Source organism: Gordonia sp. SMJS1 (genome assembly GCF_029866425.1).
Lineage (GTDB): Bacteria > Actinomycetota > Actinomycetes > Mycobacteriales > Mycobacteriaceae > Gordonia > Gordonia hongkongensis.
Genome location: NZ_CP123381.1, coordinates 2296442 through 2317673, shown reverse-complemented (window position 1 = coordinate 2317673; position 21232 = coordinate 2296442). Strand labels below are relative to the sequence as shown.

General features: G+C 68.2%; 21 protein-coding genes. 7 read left to right on the top strand and 14 right to left on the bottom strand.

Annotated features, from left to right (window positions below; all coding sequences use genetic code 11):
* The first annotated feature begins 107 nt into the window (after positions 1 to 107).
* The 4 genes from QAD21_RS10600 to QAD21_RS10585 are packed head-to-tail and all read left to right on the top strand — an operon-like array spanning position 108 to position 3425.
* A complete protein-coding gene (locus QAD21_RS10600; RefSeq protein WP_165630857.1) occupies positions 108 to 836 on the top strand; it encodes an amino acid ABC transporter ATP-binding protein in 729 nt (242 codons plus the stop codon).
* Between the two features lies 1 nt (position 837).
* Positions 838 to 1845 (top strand): glutamate ABC transporter substrate-binding protein, encoded by a 1008-nt coding sequence (locus QAD21_RS10595; RefSeq protein ID WP_065628923.1) that lies wholly within the window; start codon positions 838 to 840, stop codon positions 1843 to 1845.
* 15 nt (positions 1846 to 1860) lie between these two features.
* Positions 1861 to 2538 (top strand): amino acid ABC transporter permease, encoded by a 678-nt coding sequence (locus QAD21_RS10590; RefSeq protein WP_058250184.1) that lies wholly within the window; start codon positions 1861 to 1863, stop codon positions 2536 to 2538.
* Entirely contained in the window at positions 2535 to 3425 is an 891-nt protein-coding gene (locus QAD21_RS10585; protein ID WP_068969884.1) for an amino acid ABC transporter permease, read from the top strand. Before QAD21_RS10590 ends, QAD21_RS10585 begins: the two co-directional genes overlap by 4 nt.
* A 28-nt stretch (positions 3426 to 3453) precedes the next feature.
* Here the strand turns inward: QAD21_RS10585 and QAD21_RS10580 are convergent, their stop codons facing one another.
* The 7 genes from QAD21_RS10580 to pgsA form a co-directional block, all read right to left on the bottom strand.
* A complete protein-coding gene (locus QAD21_RS10580) occupies positions 3454 to 4002 on the bottom strand; it encodes a regulatory protein RecX (RefSeq protein WP_277242953.1) in 549 nt (182 codons plus the stop codon).
* 25 nt (positions 4003 to 4027) lie between these two features.
* The gene (gene recA / locus QAD21_RS10575; RefSeq protein WP_006866461.1) at positions 4028 to 5071 is read right to left on the bottom strand and encodes a recombinase RecA; all 1044 of its coding nucleotides are present in this window, start codon (positions 5069 to 5071) and stop codon (positions 4028 to 4030) included.
* A 197-nt stretch (positions 5072 to 5268) separates the two neighbouring features.
* Complete coding sequence (locus QAD21_RS10570; RefSeq protein ID WP_058250181.1) at positions 5269 to 5463, bottom strand: DUF3046 domain-containing protein; 195 nt, start codon at positions 5461 to 5463, stop codon at positions 5269 to 5271.
* Complete coding sequence (locus tag QAD21_RS10565) at positions 5454 to 6656, bottom strand: glycosyl transferase (protein ID WP_159371894.1); 1203 nt, start codon at positions 6654 to 6656, stop codon at positions 5454 to 5456. Before QAD21_RS10565 ends, QAD21_RS10570 begins: the two co-directional genes overlap by 10 nt.
* Before the next feature lie 29 nt (positions 6657 to 6685).
* Entirely contained in the window at positions 6686 to 7501 is an 816-nt protein-coding gene (gene pspA / locus QAD21_RS10560) for a phage shock protein PspA (protein WP_058250180.1), read from the bottom strand.
* A 95-nt stretch (positions 7502 to 7596) separates the two neighbouring features.
* Positions 7597 to 7968 carry a helix-turn-helix transcriptional regulator gene (locus tag QAD21_RS10555; protein ID WP_280361374.1) on the bottom strand — a complete coding sequence of 124 codons (372 nt, stop codon included), beginning with the start codon at positions 7966 to 7968 and terminating at the stop codon, positions 7597 to 7599.
* Positions 7969 to 8142: 174 nt separating this feature from the next.
* Complete coding sequence (gene pgsA / locus QAD21_RS10550) at positions 8143 to 8844, bottom strand: CDP-diacylglycerol--glycerol-3-phosphate 3-phosphatidyltransferase (protein WP_065628926.1); 702 nt, start codon at positions 8842 to 8844, stop codon at positions 8143 to 8145.
* Between the two features lie 131 nt (positions 8845 to 8975).
* Between pgsA and QAD21_RS10545 the strand changes: the two genes are divergently transcribed.
* A complete protein-coding gene (locus QAD21_RS10545; protein WP_159370670.1) occupies positions 8976 to 9491 on the top strand; it encodes an amino-acid N-acetyltransferase in 516 nt (171 codons plus the stop codon).
* A 2-nt stretch (positions 9492 to 9493) separates the two neighbouring features.
* A complete protein-coding gene (locus QAD21_RS10540; RefSeq protein WP_068969879.1) occupies positions 9494 to 9778 on the top strand; it encodes a YciI family protein in 285 nt (94 codons plus the stop codon).
* Between the two features lie 40 nt (positions 9779 to 9818).
* On the opposite strand, the gene QAD21_RS10535 is transcribed toward QAD21_RS10540, so the two are convergent.
* The 6 genes from QAD21_RS10535 to thyX all read right to left on the bottom strand — a co-directional run bounded on the left by QAD21_RS10535 (position 9819) and on the right by thyX (position 18611).
* The gene (locus QAD21_RS10535; RefSeq protein WP_159370669.1) at positions 9819 to 10859 is read right to left on the bottom strand and encodes a TerC family protein; all 1041 of its coding nucleotides are present in this window, start codon (positions 10857 to 10859) and stop codon (positions 9819 to 9821) included.
* Between the two features lie 219 nt (positions 10860 to 11078).
* Entirely contained in the window at positions 11079 to 14060 is a 2982-nt protein-coding gene (locus QAD21_RS10530) for a DNA translocase FtsK (protein ID WP_280361371.1), read from the bottom strand.
* 79 nt (positions 14061 to 14139) lie between these two features.
* On the bottom strand, positions 14140 to 14772 hold the full coding sequence (locus QAD21_RS10525; protein WP_068969877.1) for a TIGR03085 family metal-binding protein: 633 nt from the start codon (positions 14770 to 14772) through the stop codon (positions 14140 to 14142).
* Positions 14773 to 14818: 46 nt separating this feature from the next.
* Positions 14819 to 16915 (bottom strand): RNase J family beta-CASP ribonuclease, encoded by a 2097-nt coding sequence (locus QAD21_RS10520; RefSeq protein WP_280361369.1) that lies wholly within the window; start codon positions 16913 to 16915, stop codon positions 14819 to 14821.
* Positions 16915 to 17820, bottom strand: coding sequence for a 4-hydroxy-tetrahydrodipicolinate synthase (gene dapA, locus QAD21_RS10515; protein ID WP_280361367.1), 906 nt, complete (start codon positions 17818 to 17820; stop codon positions 16915 to 16917). The genes QAD21_RS10520 and dapA overlap by 1 nt, the downstream gene beginning before the upstream one ends.
* Positions 17821 to 17858: 38 nt before the next feature.
* Positions 17859 to 18611, bottom strand: coding sequence for an FAD-dependent thymidylate synthase (gene thyX / locus QAD21_RS10510; RefSeq protein WP_058250170.1), 753 nt, complete (start codon positions 18609 to 18611; stop codon positions 17859 to 17861).
* Positions 18612 to 18755: 144 nt separating this feature from the next.
* On the opposite strand from thyX, the gene QAD21_RS10505 reads away from it, so the two are divergent.
* Positions 18756 to 20414, top strand: coding sequence for an alkaline phosphatase D family protein (locus QAD21_RS10505; protein WP_165630178.1), 1659 nt, complete (start codon positions 18756 to 18758; stop codon positions 20412 to 20414).
* On the opposite strand, the gene QAD21_RS10500 is transcribed toward QAD21_RS10505, so the two are convergent.
* A complete protein-coding gene (locus tag QAD21_RS10500) occupies positions 20411 to 21190 on the bottom strand; it encodes an HAD-IIB family hydrolase (protein ID WP_058250306.1) in 780 nt (259 codons plus the stop codon). The two genes, QAD21_RS10505 and QAD21_RS10500, sit on opposite strands and share 4 nt — an antisense overlap.
* Positions 21191 to 21232: the final 42 nt, after the last annotated feature.

The window sequence follows — 21232 nt, the reverse complement described above, 5'->3', positions numbered from 1 at the left end:
GGGCGCACGCAAATCGACTCCCACAGGACACCCTGTTCCACGTCGGCCGATAGGGTGCCCCAATGACCGTTTCGCCGAGTAAGTCCGCGGACCCAGGGTCCCAGCCGATGATCGCGATGCGCGGGGTGCAGAAACACTTCGGGTCGTTGCACGTCCTCAAGGACATCGATCTCGAGGTCCCCGCCGGTCAGGTCGTGGTGGTCCTCGGACCGTCGGGCTCGGGCAAGTCCACCCTCTGCCGCACGATCAATCGCCTCGAGCCGATCGACGGCGGCGAGATCCTGGTCGAGGGTCAGGTGCTGCCCGCCGAGGGCAAGGACCTCGCCCGGCTCCGCGCCGACGTCGGAATGGTCTTCCAGTCCTTCAACCTGTTCTCGCACAAGACGATCCTCGAGAATGTCACGCTCGCGCCGATCAAGGTGCGCAAGAAGAGCAAGGACGAGGCCGGCAAGCGCGCCCTCGAACTGCTCGAGCGCGTCGGCATCGCCAGCCAGAAGGACAAGTACCCCGCCCAACTCTCCGGCGGCCAGCAGCAGCGCGTGGCCATCGCCCGGTCGCTGGCGATGAACCCGAAGATCATGTTGTTCGACGAACCGACCTCGGCCCTCGACCCGGAGATGGTCAACGAGGTGCTCGACGTGATGGTGTCCCTCGCGAAAGAGGGCATGACGATGGTGGTCGTCACCCACGAGATGGGCTTCGCGCGCAAGGCCGCCGACCGCATCATCTTCATGTCCGACGGGGCGATCATCGAGGACTCCGATCCGGAGACGTTCTTCAGCAACCCGTCGACCGATCGCGCCCGGGACTTCCTCGGCAAGATCCTGGGGCACTGACATGACACAGCGAACCACCCGCCCGATGCGGACCGCGGGCCTGGTCCTCGCGGTCGGCGCCCTGCTCGCCACCGTGTTGTCCGCCTGCGGCAGCACCGAACCGCGCAACCTGCTCGACTCCATCCGCGAGGGATCGGTCGTGCTGGGCGTCAAGTTCGACCAGCCCGGTCTCGGCCTCTACGAGCCGGACGGCAACGTCGAGGGATTCGACGCCTCGGTGTCGCGCTATGTCGTCAACCACATCGCCGACGACCTCGGTGTCCCCCATCCCGAGGTCACCTGGCGCGAGACCCCCTCGGCGCGCCGCGAGGCGATGATCGACAACGGTGAGGTCGACCTGATCGCGGCCACGTACTCGATCAACGCGGCGCGCTCGAAGAAGGTGTCCTTCGGCGGTCCCTATCTCGTCACGTACCAGGGTCTGATGGTGCGCGCCGACGACAACACGATCGACGAACTCGCCGACCTCGACAAGGGCAAGAAGCTCTGCTCGGTGACCGGCTCGACACCGGCGCAGAACGTCAAGGCACAGCTGCCCGCGGTCCAGTTGCAGGAGTACGACTCCTACTCGGCCTGCGTCGAGGCGCTGCGTCGCGACAAGGTCGACGCGGTGACCACCGACGAGGCGATCCTCGCCGGCTACTCCAACTTCTGGGAGGGCGAGTTCAAGCTCGTCGAGATGACCTACCTCAAGGACGCCTGCGTGAAGGATGCCCTGAAGACCGCGGGCAGTCCGTTCTCCACCGAGCGCTACGGCGTGGGGCTGGCTCTGGACGACACGGCGTCGCAGAACGCCGTCAACACGGCACTCGACGCGATGCTCGCGCCTTCCGTCGACGGCGAGTCGGCCTGGAACGCCGCGCTGCGCGAGGCACTCGGCAATCCCTACGTGGACGAGATCATCGCCCGCGCCGACCGTCCGGACTCGAAGTTCCCCTACCTGCCCGATCCCGGCGACCTCGACTTCCTCGACTCGCCCTCCACACCGTGCCCGCCCGGGCTGCAGTGAGCGACGGAGCTACCGATGAATGACGTCTCTCTGTGGGAGAGCATGGGTCCAGAGCTGTGGCCCGCCTTCTGGGTGACCATCCAGCTGACCTTCTACTCGGCGATCGGCTCGCTGGTGTGGGGCACGATCCTCGCGGCCATGCGGGTCTCCCCCGTGCCGGTGATGCGCGGCTTCGCCGAGGTCTACGTGAACATCGTCCGCAACACGCCGCTGACACTCGTGGTGCTGTTCTGTGCGATCGGCCTGTACCAGAACCTGGGCCTGACCTTCGCGCCGACGATCGAGTCGAACAACTTCTGGCTCGCCGTCCTCGCCTTCGTGCTGTACACCTCGACGTTCGTCTGTGAGACGCTGCGCTCCGGCTTCAACACGGTCCCGCTCGGGCAGGCCGAAGCCGCTCGCTCCCTCGGCCTCTCGTTCACGCAGGTCTTCGGGGTCATCGTGCTGCCACAGGCGATCCGGTCGGTGATCGGTCCGCTGGGCAGCGTCCTGATCGCGCTCACCAAGAACACGACGGTCGCCTCGGTGATCGGCGTCGCCGAGGCGGCGGCTCTGATGAAGACCGAGATCGAGACCTACTCCGACCAGCTGTTCGTCATCTTCGGCGTCATCGCGGCGGGATTCATGATCATCACACTCAGCGAGGGTGCCGTCTTCGGCTACCTCGCCAAGCGACTGGCGGTGAAACGATGAGCGCTGACTCGACCGTCCTCTACGACGCCCCGGGACCACGCGCCCGCACCCGGAACCGCTTGCTGGCGATCGCGTTCATCGCGGTCCTGGCCGCGATCGCGATCTACGTGATCGCCGTCCTCGCCGCCAACGAACAGTTCACCGCCGAGAAGTGGTCGCCGTTCGTCACGTGGAGCACTTGGACCGGCTACATCCTGCCGGGCCTGTGGCGGACCCTCGCGGCCGCGGCGGTCTCGATCGTGCTGTCGTTGTTGCTCGGTGCGGTCCTCGGTATCGGCCGACTCTCCGATCACCTGTGGGTACGCACCATCGCGGGCCTGTTCGTCGAGGTGTTCCGCGCCATCCCGGTGCTGATCCTGATGGTGTTCACCTGGTTCCTGTTCGCGATCTACGGGGTCTTCCCGTCGTCCTTCCTGGCGTTCGCGGCGGTGGTCACCGGACTCACCCTGTACAACGGGTCGGTCATGGCCGAGATCCTGCGATCCGGTATCAACTCACTGCCCAAGGGACAAACCGAGGCGTCGATGGCCCTGGGTCTGCGCAAGAGCCAGATGATGCGCATCATCCTCCTGCCACAGGCGATCACGGCGATGATGCCCGCACTGATCTCGCAGATGGTCGTGGCGCTGAAGGACAGTGCGCTGGGCTACATCATCGGTTACTCCGAGGTGGTCCGCAGCGGCCTGCTCTCGGCGTCGCGCTACGGCAACTACATCCCGGCACTGATCGTCGTGGCCATCATCATGATCCTGATCAACTTCGGGCTCTCGACCTTCGCCACCAGCCTCGAACGCCGGCTCCGGCAGGGGCGCCGGTCGTCCGCACCGCCCGCGGATCCGGAAGAGACCGAACTCGCTGCGTCGGAGAACCTGCCGACCGGCAGGTGACACCCGCACGATCGTCGTGTGGGGGCGCTCAGCCGCTACGCAGCTCGCTGAGCGCCTCCCCCACGACGTCGAACGCCAGGGATTGGGAATAGCCGCGCCGCACCAGCATTCCGACGAGACGTCGCATCGCCTTGTCGCGTTCGGCGCGATCCTCGGCTATCCGGTCGACGACCGAGGGCGTGAGTTTGCGCACGACCAGACCCGACGCGATCTCACGTTCGTCGTCGGGGTCGATGTCGGCGAGGGCCTCGGCGATGATCGACTCGTCGATCCCCTTGGTGCGGAGCTCGTGTCGTAACGCGACGCGCCCCTTACCGGAGTTGAGGTGGCGGGATCGTACCCACTCGGAGGCGAACTCCTCGTCGTCGAGGAGGTTGTGTTGCTCCAGGCGCGCCATCACGTCGTCGACCGCCTCGGGTTCGAAACCCTTGCGCGTCAATCGCTCTCGCATCTCCTGGCGTGAACGCGCACGGACCCCGAGCAGTCGGAGCGCCGAGTCCCATGCGCTGGGTCCCTTACGGTCGGGGTCGTTGCCCCGCCGTGTGCGCGTCTGCCCGGGGTCCGTTGCCTCGCTCACGGTCTACCTGAACTCGCCTTCGATGTCAGAATTCGACTGGGGCGGGGGCGATGTCGTCGGCGTCGACGGTTGCGCCGATGCCCAGCTTCTCTTTGATCTTCTTCTCGATCTCGTCGCGGATGTCGACGTTCTCGAGCAGGAACTTGCGCGCGTTCTCCTTGCCCTGGCCGAGTTGATCGCCCTCGTAGGTGAACCACGAACCGGACTTGCGGATGAAGCCCTCCGCGACACCCATGTCGATCAGCGAGCCCTCCTTGCTGATGCCCTGGCCGTAGAGGATGTCGAACTCGGCCTGCTTGAACGGCGGTGCGACCTTGTTCTTGACGACCTTGACGCGTGTGCGGTTACCGACCGCGTCGGTCCCGTCCTTGAGGGTCTCGATCCGGCGGACGTCGAGGCGCACCGACGAGTAGAACTTCAGCGCCTTTCCGCCCGTGGTGGTCTCGGGCGAACCGAACATGACGCCGATCTTCTCGCGTAGCTGGTTGATGAAGATCGCGGTGGTCTTCGACTGGTTCAGCGCGGAGGTCATCTTCCGCAGGGCCTGGCTCATCAGGCGGGCCTGCAGACCGACGTGGCTGTCGCCCATCTCGCCCTCGATCTCGGCCTTGGGGACCAGCGCGGCCACCGAGTCGATGACCAGGATGTCGAGCGCGCCCGATCGGATCAGCATGTCCGCGATCTCGAGCGCCTGCTCACCGGTGTCGGGCTGGGACACCAGCAGCGCGTCGGTGTCGACGCCGAGTTTGGCGGCGTAGTCGGGATCGAGTGCGTGCTCGGCGTCGATGAACGCGGCGATGCCGCCCTGCGCCTGGGCGTTGGCGACGGCGTGCAGGGCGACGGTCGTCTTACCCGAGGACTCCGGACCGTAGATCTCCACGACGCGGCCGCGGGGCAGTCCGCCGATACCGAGGGCGACGTCGAGCGCGATGGACCCGGTGGGGATGATCTCGATCGGCTGACGGGTCTCCTCGCCGAGCCGCATCACCGAACCCTTGCCGAAGTTCTTGTCGATCTGCGCGAGGGCGAGGTCGAGAGCCTTCTCGCGGTCTTGGGGCGCAGGTGCCATGGGAGTTCTCCTCGGTTGTGAGCCGGATTTCCGGCGGGCGGTCTGTGCGGTCCGGGCGTTCATGTGATGAAAGTAGCCGGTGGGTCCGACAACTCTTCAGACGCAGACTCGGCCCGTGTGGTTCCGTCTGATTTCACCTCTGGGCACCAGGATGGACGAACACCTGTTCGATGGCAAGTGTGACACGCGGTGGCGTGTCACCAGCGATGGCGCGGTACGTCGAAGTCGCGACAGATCGCGATCCAGACGTCGCGCGGGTCGACCCCGTCGTCGATCGCCTGGGCACCCGTGCGTCCGCCGACCTCGATCAGGATGTGATCGGACAGGATCGAATCCGCCGACGGCACACCGAATTCGGTGGTCATCAACTCGGTGAACTCGGTCAGACGCACGGGTCCAGCCTAGGTGACGCCGCCAGAACGCGATGCGCGACCGCCACCGGGTCGACGACGTCGGTCACCGACTCCCCGATCGCACCCGCCGCGCGTGCATGTGCCGGATCGTCCAGGACGGCCCGCACGGCGTCGGCAACCGCGTCCGCGGTGACCGGACGCACCGCCTGCCCCGCGCCGGCTCGTCGGATCCGGGCGGCGAGCTCCCACTGGTCACCCCCACCGGGTACCGCGACGACCGGCACCGTCGCGAGCATCGCCTTCGCGAGGATCCCGTGCCCGGAGCCACAGATCAGCAGGTCGGCGTGCGCGAGCACCTCGTCCTGCCGGCCCGGCCCCGCCGTGATCAGTTCCCCGCGGAAGCGGGCGAGATCAGCCCCGTCGGGGTCTCGGAGCCCCGAGACCACCACCCGCACGGTCCGGCCCAGTGTGTCGGGCGACAGCGCTTCGAGAGCCTCGCCGAGCATGTCGGCGGCGCCGGTCTGCGCGGTCGACGGGGCGACGACGACGAGGGGGTGATCGCCGGGAGGCACGGTGAAGTGATCGTCGGTGGGCTCCCACACCAGGGGTCCGACGAGATGCGCGTCGGTCGGCCAGTCGGGGCGCGGGACCTCGAGGCCGGGAAGGGTGGCGATGAGTCGCGCCGCCGGTTCCGCGTCGACGTCACCCAGCCCGATCGTCCGCCGGGCAGCGTCCCGCTGCCGCACGCCCTGGCGGATCGACGACGCGGTGGCGGCGCGCATCAGCGTGTCGCGCAGCCGACCCCCGACGCCGCGACCCGGTTCGAGCCCGGACCCGATCGGCGGTAGTCCCCGGGACGGCCGGTACAGCGGATGCGGCGACAGCTCGATCCAGGGCAGTCCACACAGTTGAGCGGCCCAGCCCCCGCCCACGGTGATGACGTCGGAGATGACGAGTTGCGACCCGGCCGCACGCAGCGGCCCGACGAGCTGCTGGGCCATGCGCGCGGCGCGGGCACTCAGTTTGGCTCCGGCGTCGGAGTCGTCGTCGGAGTCCTCGGCGCGCAGCCCCGGGAGATCAGCGATGTCGATCCCCCGGCGGCGCGCGGCCTCCGACCATGCGAGGGAGGTGAACACGACCGGTGTGTCACCGGCGGAGCGGAACCGCTCGGCCAGCGCGAAAGCCGGGAAGGCATGCCCGGCGTCGGAGCCCGCGACGATCGCGACGCGCACGGGTTCGTCGTGCACGCGTGCGCGATCTGTCAGTTCTGCTGGGGCGGCTCGGTGGTCGGCGGCGCGGACTGGGTCGCCGGCTTCTGCAGACCCGGTGCGGTCGTCCCGGCGGCGGGCAGCGCGTCACCGCGCATGCTCGCGCGGATCTGTTCGAGACGAGAATGTCCGGCCATCTGCACGCCGGCCTGCTCGACCTCCTGCATGCGGCCCTGCACGGAGTTCTTGGCCAGCTCCGCCGAACCGAGCGCGTTCGCGTAGCGTCGTTCGATCTTGTCGCGGACCTGGTCGAGGCTCGGCGTGTTCCCGGGCACCGACAGCTCGCTCATCTGGTTGAGCGACGCCGAGACCTGCTCCTGCATCTTCGCCTGCTCGAGTTGACTGAGCAGCTTCGAACGCTCGGACAGCTTCTGCTGCAGGATCATCGCGTTGCGCTCGACGGCCTTCTTGGCCTGATCGGCCGCCTGGAGCGACTGGTCGTGCAAGGACTTGAGGTCCTCCACGCTCTGCTCGGCGGTCACCAGCTGGGCCGCGAACGCCTCGGCGGCGTTGGTGTACTCGGTCGCCTTCTGGGTGTCGCCGGCCGCGGCGGCCTGATCGGCCAGCGTCAGCGCCTGGCGGGTGTTCGCCTGCAGCCGCTCGACGTCCTCGAGTTGCCGGTTCAGCTTCATCTCGAGCTGCCGCTGGTTGCCGATCACCGAGGCCGCCTGCTGCGAGAGCGCCTGGTGCTGACGCTGGGCGTCCTCGATCGCCTGCTGGATCTGGACCTTCGGGTCAGCGTGCTCGTCGATCTTCGCGTTGCCGAGTGCTGTGAGGTAGCGCCACAACTTCACGAACGGGTTCGCCATGCTCGTCGTACTCCATTCAGGGGTCTGAGAACTCTGGTGACCAATCTAGCGTCTGCGAGTCCGGTGTTGAGTCGGTGTCGTTCAGACGGTGCGGGTCAGGCAGCCGCGAGAGCCGTGGCCTCCCGGCGACCGGCGGGAGCCGGGATCACGACCTTGGTCGCGGTCAGTCCGGCCTCGGTGGCCTCGACGCCCTCGCCCATCGGCTCGGCGCCGACCACGACGGGTTCGGCACCGGCCGGACGCATTGCGCTGCCGACTTCGAGGAGCAGGTCGGCGATCTCGACGTCGAGCGCGTCGCAGATCGCGGCGAGCAGTTCGCTCGACGCCTCCTTCTGACCGCGTTCGACTTCCGAGAGGTAGCCCAGACTCACCCGCGCACCGGTGGACACCTCGCGCAGGGTCCGGCCCTGCTGCGTCCGGACCCGACGCAGGCTGTCGCCGAGCGCCTCGCGTAAGAGCATCGCCATCGAGTCTCCTCCCTACTGAACGTCTCGGCCCAACGGAACTGCTCGGCGCCCACCGAACCGGCGGCGCGCCTGCTGCCCTCCCCAACGCTTCGCGGTCCCGACGGGTTCCCCGCGGCACCGGCGGCGTCGGCACCCACGGTCGGGGCAGCACCGTCTGATCGACGATAGTCGAAGTCAGTGACCGCCGCCGGTTCCTCCCACAGCACGTCCGCGCGGTGCCACCGGCCGGGGTGCGGTCTCATCGCGATCGGACCGGACCTTGACCGCCTGCCAGGTGTAGTCCAGACCCGTGTAGATCGTCACCACCACCGCCAGTCCCATCAGGATGTCGGCGGCGAGCTGCCACGGTCCGCCGAGCGGGAGGAGGTACAGACCGATGGCGAGCGCCTGCAGCAGCGTCTTGAGCTTGCCGCCGCGGCTGGCCGGTATGACCTTGTGCCGCAACACCCAGAAACGCAGCGCCGTCACCCACACCTCGCGGGCGACGATCACCACGGTGACCCACCACGGCAGGATGCCGAGGATCGACAGCCCGACGAGGGCACCGCCGATCAGGGCCTTGTCCGCGATGGGGTCGGCCAGCTTCCCGAAGTCGGTGATCAGGCCGCGCTGCCGCGCGATCATCCCGTCGTACCGGTCGGTCAGCGCCGCGACCCCGAAGACGATCGTGGCGATCGTGCGCCACAGCGTCGACTCGCCCGACTCCATGAACAGCGCCACCAGGAACACCGGCACCAGGACGATCCGGAACACCGTGAGTGCGTTGGCGATGTTGACCACCGGCACCGGGTCCACCGGGTCGGTGATGTGGTCGGGCCCGCGGCCCACATTGGCGATGCCGTTCTCTTCGACGGCCCGCCGGATCCGGTCGGTCATGAGCTCGCTCCTGACCGCGGCGTCGTGCCGCAGTTCAGGGCAGTCCTCAAGTACACGCCCATCAGGGTATCGGCAGTCCCGAGGAACGACGTGCACAGGTCGCCCCATCGCAGAGACTAAGCTGAATTCCCATGTCCCCCGCCGATCACGTCGTCATCCGTCGTGCGCGCACCTCCGACGTCCCGCGGATCAAAGAACTGATCGACCAGTACGCCGGGAAAATCCTCCTCGAGAAGAACCTCGTCACGCTCTACGAGTCCGTCCAGGAGTTCTGGGTCGCCGACGTCGACGGCCTGGTCGTCGGTTGTGGTGCGCTGCATGTGCTCTGGGCCGATCTCGGCGAGGTCCGCACGGTCGCCGTCGACAACGCCCACGCCGGGCGCGGCATCGGCCACCTCCTCGTCGACCGGCTCATGGCGGTCGCCCGCGAACTGCAGCTCTCGCGCGTCTTCGTGCTCACGTTCGAGACGGCCTTCTTCGCGCGGCACGGTTTCGCCGAGATCCAGGGCACCCCGGTCACGCGCGAGGTGTTCGAGGAGATGTGCCGGTCCTATGACACCGGCGTCGCAGAGTTTCTCGACCTCAGTTATGTCAAACCCAACACCCTGGGCAACACCCGGATGCTGGCAACCATCGAGCAGGGGTGACCATGCCGTTCTTCGCCGTGCAGTACACCTATCGCCCCGCCAAGGCCGCCCTGCGGGATCAGCACCGGCCTTTGCACCGGGAGTGGCTCGCGGAAGAACACTCGGCGGGCAACGTGCTGATCGCCGGCCCCTATCCCGACGGGTCGGGCGCGCTCATCGTCATCCGCGCAGCCGACCTCGAGGCGGCCGAGGCATTCCTGGCCAACGACCCGTTCCAGGCGCATCAAGCCGTCGATGCCATCCGCATCGACGAGTGGACGCAGGTGTTCGGGCCGTTCCCGGGCTGATGCCACGTCCACCCGTCGGCGACGGGTGGACGTGGACGGGTCAGGAGTCCTTGGACTTCGGTGCCGGCGAGTCGGTCGTGTCGCCGGCGGATTCGACCTCCGGCGACTTCGCCATCCCGCGACTCTTGATCAGGCTGGCCACCGTGGTGATCACCAGGACACCGAGGATCACCGACAGCGACAGCCCGGTGGAGATCTCGGGGACCGCCACGTGCTCGCCACCGTTGATGAAGGACAGGGTGTTCTCGTGCAGGGCGTGGAGGACCAGCTTGACGCCGATGAAGGCCAAGATGATCGACAGGCCGATGGACAGGTACACCAGGCGGTCGAGCAGTCCGCCGATGAGGAAGAACAGCTGACGCAGACCCATCAGGGCGAACGCGTTGGCGGTGAAGACCAGGTAGGGCTCGGACGTGAGGCCGTAGATGGCCGGGATCGAGTCGAGCGCGAACAGCACGTCGGTGAAGCCGATGACGATGAGAACCATCAGCATCGGGGTCGCGAGGCGCTTGCCGTTGACGCGGGTGAACAGCTTGTCGCGGTCGTACGAGTCATGCGTGCGCAGGTAGCGCTTGACGAAGCGCTCGAGGCGCGTCTCGCGCTCCTCCTCGTGCTCGACCGGGTCGTCACTCTCGCGGAGCAGCTTGACGGCGGTGAAGATCAGGAACGCGCCGAACAGGTAGAAGACCCAGCTGTAGGCGTTGATCGCGGCCGCACCGACGGCGATGAAGATGCCGCGCATGATGAGGGCCATCAAGATGCCGAGCAGCAGGACCTTCTGCTGGTACTCCTTGGGCACCGCGAACTTCGCCATGATGATGACGAAGACGAACAGGTTGTCCACCGACAGCGCCTTCTCGGTGACGTAACCGGCGAAGTACTCACCGCCGAAGGTCGAACCCCAGTTCCACCAGACGAACAGACCGAAGATGACGGCGAAAGCGATGTAGATCGCCGACCAGATGCCCGACTCCTTGAGCGACGGCGCGTGGGGCACGCGCACGTGGGTGAAGAAGTCGAACGCGAACAGGGCGAGGATCACCGCACAGGTGATCAGCCATACGGACAGCGAAACATCCACTTGTAACCTCCAGCAGGCAGCATGAGCTGACGAGCCAGAGGTCTCTCCCACCGAACGGGGGCCGACGCTCCGGGTCAGGGCCGCGACGATGATCGGCATCGTTGCGAATCGTGACCGTATTGACGGAGACGCCGCTTTGGGGATACTCCCCTCATGGATCTCCGGCTACCTTATACAAACTGCAGGAAACCTGCAGAAACCGCAGGTCAGCGACCCGAGTCAGGTGCCGGAACTGTCCGTTTCGTCGCCGCCGCCGGTGATCGAGGCGATCACCCCCGCCAGATCGTCGGGCTTCACGAGCACCTCACGCGCCTTCGATCCCTCGCTGGGGCCGACCACTCCCCGCGTCTCCATCAGGTCCATGAGACGGCCGGCCTTGGCGAACCCGACCCGCAGCTTGCGCTGCAGCATCGACGTCGACCCGAACTGGCTCGACACGACCAGTTCGATCGCCTGCAGGAGATCGTCGAGGTCGTTGCCGATGTCGCTGTCGATGTCCTTTTTGTCGCCCGCCTTCGCCGCGGTGACACCCTCGGTGTACTCCGGCTCGGCCTGCTCCTTGGAGAAATCGACGACCGCGGCGATCTCCTCGTCGGTGATGTAGGCACCCTGCATGCGGATCGGCTTGTTGGCGCCCATCGGGAGGAACAGGCCGTCGCCCATGCCGATCAGCTTCTCGGCACCCGGCTGATCCAGGATGACGCGTGAGTCGGTCAGCGACGACGTCGCGAACGCCAGCCGCGACGGCACGTTGGTCTTGATCAGACCGGTGACGACATCGACCGACGGACGCTGCGTCGCGAGCACCAGATGGATGCCGGCGGCGCGCGCCTTCTGGGTGATCCGCACGATCGCGTCCTCGACGTCGCGGGGCGCGGTCATCATCAGGTCGGCGAGCTCGTCGACGATGGCCAAGATGTACGGATACGGCTTGTAGACGCGTTCGCTGCCCAGCGGGGCGGTGATGTCTCCCGACCGGACCTTCGAGTTGAAGTCGTCGATGTGGCGCACCCGCGAGGCCTTCATGTCCTGATAGCGCTGCTCCATCTCCTCGACGAGCCAGGCGAGTGCGGCAGCGGCCTTCTTCGGTTGCGTGATGATCGGCGTGATGAGGTGCGGGATTCCCTCGTACGGGGTGAGCTCGACCATCTTCGGGTCGATCAGGATCATCCGCACCTGCTCCGGCGTCGCACGGCTGAGCAGCGACACGAGCATCGAGTTGACGAAGCTCGACTTGCCCGAGCCGGTCGACCCGGCGACCAGCAGGTGCGGCATCTTCGCCAGGTTGGCGCTGACGAAATCTCCCTCGATGTCCTTGCCGAGCCCGATCACCAACGGATGCTTGTCCTTCCGGGTCGACGGCGAATTCAGCACGTCGGCCAGGCGAACCATCTCACGGTCGGAGTTGGGGACCTCGATACCGACCGCGGACTTGCCGGGGATCGGCGCGAGCAGGCGCACGTTGTCCGTTGCCGCGGCGTAGGCGATGTTGCGTTGCAGCGCGGTGATCTTCTCGACCTTCACGCCCGGGCCGAGCTCGATCTCGTATCGTGTGACGGTCGGCCCGCGGGTGTATCCGGTGACCGCGGCGTCGATCTTGAACTGCTCCAGCACGCCGGTCATCCGGTCGATCATGTCGTCGTTGGCGCTGCTGCCCATCTTCGGCGGATCGCCCTCGATGAGAAGGTCGGCGGGCGGCAGGCGATAGTCCCCGTCGGCGGTGGGATCGGACGGGATGAACGCCTCGTCGTCCGACATCCCCTCGTCCGTCATCTCGTCGTCGAGATCGGGTTCGTGCCGGGGCTCGGGTTCGGGTGCGGGGCGCGGCGCGGATCGCGCGGCGGCCCGCCGAGCGGGGGTGGCACGGGTACGGGGGCTCGACGCGATCACCTCGGTGACCTGCTGGTCGGCATCCGCGAAGTTCTCGGTGACGGCCTCCTCGAGCGGGGCGACGTCGGCGACGTCGGCGGGCTTGCGCCGCGACGTCCGTCCCGAGGTCCGCGTCGGCGCCGAATCCGGCGGGTAGTTGTCGTACGGGTTCGACGAGTACGGCCGACGCCGGGACCGCGACTCGAGCGCGCCGGAGTCCCAGGGATCCGATTCGGCGCTGTCGGTCTCGGTATCGGGTTCGTCGAAATCCGGATCGTCGTAGTTCTCGGCGTCGGCATCCCACTCGTCGTCGTCCCAGGGCGCGTCGTCGCCTCGTCCGACACCCAGACCGAGGTAACCGGCGGCGGCGTCGACGACCTCGCGGACGGTTCGGCCGCTGAGGATGAGTACGCCGAATGCCATGCACAACAACAGGATCGGCACCGAGACCCACGCGGTGACACCCGCGGTCAACGGCGTGCCCACCGCGAAGCCGACGAACCCGGCCGCGCCGGACCGTCCGGGGAGGTCGACCGGCGCACCGGCGACGAGGTGCATCAGACCGAGCAGCGGAAGGATCACCAGGAACCCACCCGACAGGTAGCGGCCGCGTCGCTCCGGGGCGGCCGGCCGTCGCATCAGGACCACTGCCAGCGCGAGCAGACCGACCGGCACGAGCACCGCCGCCGACCCGATGACCGCGCGGATGAGGGCCTCGATGAAGGCGCCCACCGGACCCGCCGCACCGAACCAGACACTGGCGCCGACGAGCAGACCGAAGGCGAGGAGACCGAGTGCTGTCCCGTCCCGCCGATGGCTGTGACCGCCGGGCCGGGGTCGACCGTTGCCGTCGGACCCGTCGTCGAACTCCTCGAAGTCCGGGTCGGTGTCGTCGATGTCGTCGAACTCTCCGACGGCTTCGGTGCGCGGTCCGCGGCCGACGCCCGAGCCCGCCCGGGCGGCGCTGCCGACGCCCCGCGCGAACAACGACCATCCGGCGCCGATGCCCTTGCCCACCGCGGACGCCCCGGCCGCGGCGACGGAACGACGATGCAGGTCCACCGACTCCGCTGGTGCAGCGGACCGGGAACTCTTCCGCGATGCCCCGGCCTTCGACCTCGTCGAGGCACCGGCGCCCGTCTGACGACGCGAACCACCGCTCTTCGAACCGCCGCTCTTCGAACCGTCACCCGTCGAGCGGCGAGCGGCGGTCGAACTCCCTCGAGCCGAACTCGCCCGCCCCGAACCACCGCGTGCGGATCCACCGCGCGTGGAACCAGCAGCGCCGCGCGCGGAGGACGCGCGTGTACCCGTGCTTGCCTTCGAAGCCATACCGACAGACTAGTGGGCAGCGGTCACATCAGTCACACGGGCAACACAGACAACGAATGCGTGTCGAAGTTGTGATCGCTCAGAGGCCGCGCGAACTCTCGCGGACGCCCGTGATCGCGGCGGCGTCGCCGGCGAATGTGACGTCGACCGGTGTACGGCCGAACGCGAACAGCACCAGCTCACCGACGCGACCGGTCACGATGACGTCGTCACCCGATCCCGCCGTCACCAGATCCTCGCCGTCCGGGGTGCGCAGGGTCACGCGGGCCGGGACCTTCTTGAGCGTCATCCGGCCCATCGACTTGGCCGGCGTTCGCAACTCCGCCTCGAGTTCGGGGGCCAGCGACCGGGGCGTCCACGGCCCGTCGGGGTCGGCGCCGCCACGCAGGACGTCTTCGTGGTGGACGAACATCTCGGCGAGGTTGGCGAATCGGTCGATCAGCTTGAACGGCGAGTAGACCGGCGGTCCGGAGGCGAGCAACGCGAGTTGGGCATCCCAGTCCTTCGACGTCGCCTGGGCCCGCACCTTCTCGGTGTGGCCGGCGAAAGCCGGGATGAGGATGCCCGGCCCGGTGTCGGGGCGTCGTTCGCGGACCACGAGATGCGCCAACAGATCGCGGGTGGTCCAGCCCTCACACAAGGTGGGCGCGTCGGGGCCCACCTTTCGAAGGGTCTCGACGAGGGCTGCTCTTTCCTTCTGCGCTCCGGTCACACGACCACGGTAGCGGCAAAGAGGTGGTCTCGTTCCTCCGCGCCGGTCAGTCCCCGACCGCGATGACCGTCGGCACGATCATCGGACGGCGACGATAAGCGGTCGACACCCAGCGCCCGACCGCACGGCGAATCCCCTGGGCGATCCGGTGTGTGTCGGAGACACCCTCGGCCGCCAGCGAATCCAGCGTCTGGTTGACGATGTTCGCCGCCTCCTTGAGCGCGTCCGGGTCGTCGGAGAAGCCGCGTCCGGAGACCTCGGGTGTGCTCACCGCACGGCCCGTCGTCACGTCCACGGCGACGGTGATGGCGATGAATCCGCCCTCCCCCAGCACGAGCCGTTCGGAGAGCGTCGACTCCCCCACGTCACCGACCGAGAGGCCGTCGACGTAGACGTGCCCGACCGGAACCCGTCCGACGATGTCGGCGCGTCCGTCGACGAGGTCGACCACCACGCCGTCCTCGGCGAGGACGACCCGGTCCTCGGGCACACCGGTCGCGACCGCGAGCGCGGCGTTGGCGCGCAGGTGCCGCCATTCGCCGTGCACGGGCATCGCATTCGAGGGACGCACCGCGTTGTAGAGGTAGAGCAGCTCACCGGCCGAGGCGTGGCCCGAGACATGGACCTTCGCGCTCTGCTGGGTGATGACGGTCGCGCCGCGCTTGGCCAGCCCGTTGACGACGGCGAACACCGAGTTCTCGTTGCCGGGGATGAGCGAGGACGCCAGCACGACGAGGTCGTCGGCCCGGATGTTGATCTGCCGGTGCTCTCCACGCGCCATCCGGGAGAGCGCGGACAGCGGCTCGCCCTGCGAGCCGGTGGAGATCAGCACGACGCGGTGGTCCGGGAGGGTTGCCGCGGTGTCGAGATCGACGACGACGCCGTCGGGTACCGAGAGGTAGCCGAGATCCTGCGCGATCTGCATGTTGCGCACCATCGAACGGCCGACGAAGGTGACCCGCCGATTGTGGGTGTGCGCCACGTCGATGATCTGCTGGATGCGATGGACGTGGCTCGCGAACGACGCCACGATGACCCGCTGTGTGGCCTTGCCGATGACCTGGTCGAGCACCCCGCCGATCTGACGTTCCGGGGTCACGAAACCGGGCACCTCGGCATTGGTCGAGTCCACCAGGAACAGGTCGACGCCCTCGTCGCCGAGGCGGCTGAACCCGGCGAGGTCGGTGAGGCGACCGTCGAGGGGCAGTTGGTCGAGCTTGATGTCGCCGGTGTGCAGCACGACGCCGGCGGGGGTCCGGATCGCGACGGCCAGGGCGTCCGGGATCGAGTGGTTGACGGCGAAGTACTCGCACTCGAACGGGCCGTGCGAGGTCTTCTGACCTTCGACGACCTCGACGAGCTTGGGTCGCAGGCGATGCTCGCGACACTTGGCCTCGACCAGGGCGAGCGTGAACTTCGCGCCGATCACCGGGATGTCGCTGCGTAGCCGGAGCAGGAACGGCAGAGCGCCGATGTGGTCCTCGTGGCCGTGGGTCAGGATCACCGCGTCGACGTCGTCCATGCGGTCCTCGATGTAGCGGAAGTCCGGCAGGATCAGGTCGACGCCCGGTTGGGCGTCCTCGGGGAAGAGCACACCGCAGTCGACGATCAGCAGACGGCCGTTGTATTCGAAGACGGTCATGTTGCGGCCGATCTCGCCGATGCCGCCGAGCGCCACCACGCGCAGACCGCCCTTGGGCAGTCGGCGGGGTGTGCCCAGTCGGTCCACGGGGGCCGGGGTCGCCGGTTCGGGCCGGCGGCCGCCGCGGGCGTCGCCGCGCTCGTGGCGGGGGCGACGGGTGTTCGACGCGGGGCTCGCCGGACGCTTGGCCGCGTGCTTCGGCGAGTTCGCGTCGGACTTCGGTTCCGATGATCCGGTCCGCTCGGCTCGCGCGCGCCGGGGTTCCCGTGCCTTCGAGGTCACCTCGACAGGCTCGGCGGACGGGGTGGGCTCGGCGGACGGGGTGGGCTCGGCGGACGGGGTCGGCTCGGCGGGCGGGGTCGGCTCGGCGGGGGGCGGACTCGGCGGGCCGGCCTTGCGGGCGGCGGCCCGGCGTCGGGTCCGGGGGCGGACGGTGCCGGTGGTGTCGTTGCCGGTGGTGTCGTTGCCGGTGTGGGGGCCGGTGGTGTCGTTGTCCGTCATCAGACCAGCACACCCGCCGCGCGCAGATCCACGATCAGTTCCTCGATCTGCGCCGGGTTCGCGGGCACCTGCGGCAGGCGCGGGTCGCCGACCTCCAGCCCGAGGATGCGCAGTGCCGCCTTCACCATCGTGACCCCGCCGAGGCGCCCCATGGCGTTCACCAGCGGCAGCATCGAGGTGTTGATCGCGCGGGCGGTCGGCAGATCGCCCTTCTCGACAGCGATCTGCATGTCGCGCAGGCGATCCGGAACGAGGTGGCCGATGACGCTGACATAACCGGTCGCGCCGATCGACAGCCACGGCAGGTTGAGTGCGTCCTCGCCGGACAGGTACTCCAGGCTGGTGCTGGCGATCAGGCCGGCCGCCGAGTGCAGGTCGCCCTTGGCGTCCTTCACCCCGCGGATGTTCGGGTGTTCGGCCAGGGCGAGCATAGTCTCGTTCATGATCGGGACCACCGATCGCGGCGGGATGTCGTAGAGCAGCACCGGCAGCGCGGTGGCGTCGGCGACGGTCCGGAAGTGCGCGAGGAGCCCGGCCTGCGGCGGCTTCGAGTAGTACGGGGTCACCACGAGGAGCGCGTGAGCACCGATCTTCTCGGACTCGATCGCGAACCGGACGCTCTCGGCGGTGTCGTAACTGCCTGCGCCCTGGGTGATCCGGGCCCGATCGCCCACCGCGTCGAGGACCACCCGCAGCAACTCGAGCTTCTCCGGCACGGTGGTGGTCGGCGACTCACCGGTGGTGCCGGACACGACCAGCCCGTCACATCCCTTGGCGACCAGATGGTCGGCGAGGGCGGCGGCCTTGTCCAGATCGAGGCTTCCGTCCGGACGGAAGGGGGTGACCATCGCAACCACGTTCGTCCCGAAGGGATGCTCGTGCAGCGGTTCCTGGACTGCGTTCATGGTGCTCAAGGCTACCGCCTCCCTGTTGGTGACGATCCTCACCCTTCCAGCACGAATGGTGAGGTGGCGACCTCGGTCCCGTCGGCCAGGGTGCCGATCTCGAAATCGCCGAACACGGTGGGCGCCACCCGCATCAGCTGGCGTAGACACTCCACCGCGAGCTGGCGGATCTCGACGTCGGCGTGCTCGGTGGCGCGCATGCCGACGAAGTGCCGCCAGGCGCGATGGTTGCCGGTGACGACGATCTTCGTCTCGGTGGCGTTGGGCAGCACGGAGCGAGCAGCCTGACGTGCCTGTTTCCGACGCAGGATGGCGTTGGGGACGTCGGCGAACTTCGCCTCCAGCGCCGCGAGGAGCTCGGTGTAGGCCGCCCGGCTCGCGTCGGTCGCCGCGGCGAAGAGGTCCTCGAGCTCTGGGTCGCCCACGATCGCCGGCGGCGCCACCACGTTGGAGTCGTGCTCGGGCACGAACCGCTGGGACAGTTGCGAGTACGAGAAGTGGCGGTGCCGGATCAGTTCGTGGGTGCACGAGCGGGAGATGCCGCTGATGTAGAACGTCACCGATGCGTGTTCGAGCAGCGACAGGTGCCCGACCTCGAGGATGTGCCGCAGGTAGCCGGCATTGGTGGCGGTACGCGGGTTCGGCTTGTCCCAGCTCTGGTAGCACGCCCGACCGGCGAACTCGACCAGCGCCTCACCGCCCTCGGCGTCGGTGCTCCACGGCACGTCTTCCGGCGGGGTGAACTGGGTCATCGCCACCATCTGCACCTTCAGCGGCACCAATTCGGACACGCATGTCTCCTGTCGTCCGTCGCGGCCACACGTCCGCGTGCCGCGCGGTATCCGATTCTCCCCCACCACGTGAGTACCGCACCGTCGGGTTCCGTCCGCGGTAGAGTCCCTGCAGGCGTGGGCGAGTACCCGGGGGTGGATGCGATGACGACGCGACGCGACTTCCTGCGCACGGGTGCGGTCGTGACCGGTGCGGCGCTCGCCTCCCCCGCCGTCGTCGCCCAGGGCGCGCCGCGGTCGCCCGGGCCCCCGTCGGCGGCAGTGTTCCGCCACGGCGTCGCGTCCGGCGACCCGCTCCCCGACGCCGTCGTCCTCTGGACCCGCATCACCCCGACCCCGGCTGCGACACCCGGTTCCGGCCTGGGGCCGCAGAGCCTCGTCCGCTGGGAGATCGCCCGGGACCCCGGCTTCGGCGCCGTCGTGGCCGCGGGCGAGGTGCGGACGTCCGCCGACTCCGACCATACGGTGAAGATCGACGCGTCGGGTCTGGCGCCGCGCACCTGGTACCACTACCGCTTCACGGTGCTGTCCGGACCCGCCACCGGCGCGGTGTCGCCCGTCGGTCGCACGTGCACCGCCCCCGCGACCGGTGCCGACGTCGCGAAGATCCGATTCGGCGTCGTGTCGTGTGCCAACTGGGAGGCCGGATACTTCGCCGCCTACCGGCATCTGGCCGCGCAGCCGGCACTCGACGCGGTGGTCCACCTGGGCGACTATTTCTACGAGTACGAGACCGGGCGATACACCGGCAAGACCGGAACCGTCCGGCCGCACGACCCCCGCCACGAGATCGTCACCCTGCGCGACTACCGGACACGCCACGCGCAGTACAAGACCGACCCCGACCTCGCCCGGCTGCACCGGGACCTGCCGTTCATCTGCATCTGGGACGACCACGAGTCGTCGAACGACTCGTGGTCGGGCGGGGCGGAGAACCATCAGGCGGGCGAGGGCTCCTGGGCCGCGCGGCGCACCGCCGCGCTTCGCGCGTACGCCGAGTGGATGCCGATCCGCCCCGCCGTCGACACCGCGGGCCGGCACCTGTTCCGCAGGCTCCGCTTCGGCCGTCTGCTCGAGTTGTCCATGCTGGATCTGCGCTCCTACCGCGACCTGCAGGTCAGCGCCCGGTCGGCGGCCATCGACGATCCCGCCCGCACGATCCTCGGCCGGGCACAGATGTCCTGGCTGACCAATGGACTCACGTCGTCGGAGACCCGCTGGAAGATCGTCGGCAACCCGGTGATGATCGCCCCGGTGCTGATCCCCCCGCTGGATCCGCAGACAACCGGCGCGGTCACCGCACTGCTCGGCATCCCGCGCGAGGGCATCCCGTACAACGCCGACCAGTGGGACGGTTACGCCGCCGATCGTCGACGTCTCCTCGAATCGCTGCGCCGCAATCGCGTCGACAACGTCGTCTTCATCACCGGTGACATCCACTCGTCGTGGGCGTGCGACATCCCGGCCGACCCGGCGAACTATCCCGGCGGCGGGAGTGTCGCAACGGAATTGGTCGGCACCTCGATCACGTCGACCAACATCGACGACATGCTGAACGTGCCCGCCAACACCGCCGGGGTCGCGGTGTCCTCGGCCTTCGCTGCCACGAACCACCACGTGCGCTGGAGCGAGTTCGACGCGCACGGGTATTCGGTCCTGACCGTGACGCCGGCGGCGACGCAGATGGACTGGTACTTCGTGCACGACAAGACGAATCCGCGCTCCGGCCAGTATTACGCGAAGTCCTACCGGGTCGCGAACGGCACCCAGCGGGTCGTCCCGGCGGGTGGGCCGGTCGACTAGCTGCCCGTCTCAACCTGATCCAGCAGCGCCGACAACTTCGCGTGGGTGTCGGGCCAGCCGTGGACGGCGATCGAGGTGATCCCGAGGGCCTTGACCGGATAGTCGTTGCCGCCCTCGTCGAGCCGGTCGCCGAAGAACAGGATGTCGCTGGTGCTGAGGCCGAGGATGTCCATCAACTTCAGTGCGCCGTAAGCCTTGTCGATGCCCTTCTTGGTGACGTCCACCGACGTCGAACCGCCGCTGCGCACCTCGAGGTCGGGAAGTCGCTCGGCGGCGTAGGCCCGCAGGGACTCCTTCTTCGCTCCGTCGGGGTCCCAGGCCGCCTTCGCGTCGACGGGCGCCTTCTGCCCCAGCGCGCTGAAGGTGATCTGGCTGCCGCGGTCCTCGAGGATGTCACCCCACGTCTCGCTCTCCCACAGGCCGAGCTCTTTCGCGCCGGCCTCCAGCACGTCGAGCGTGCGCTGCTTCTCGTCGTCGGTGAGGAACTCCGCGTAGACCGTCTCCCAGTCGTTCCCGGACCACCGCACGTACTGCGTTCCGCACGTCGGCATGAGGTGGAGGTTGGCGACGCTGTCGAAGTTGCCGAGCCGCGCGAGAACCTGCTTCTCGAACTGGGTGAAGTTGCCGCCGGAGATGATGCAGCCCAGGCTCACGTCGAGCATCCGACGCAGCAGATCGACCATCTGGTCGTCGAGCGGGCTCTTCGACGGGGCCAGGGTGTCGTCGAGATCGAACATCACCAATCGGTAGTCGTTACCCTCATACGACACGGTCATCGCTTCGTCTCCCATCGCTGTCGTGAACTTTCGATCCTCAGC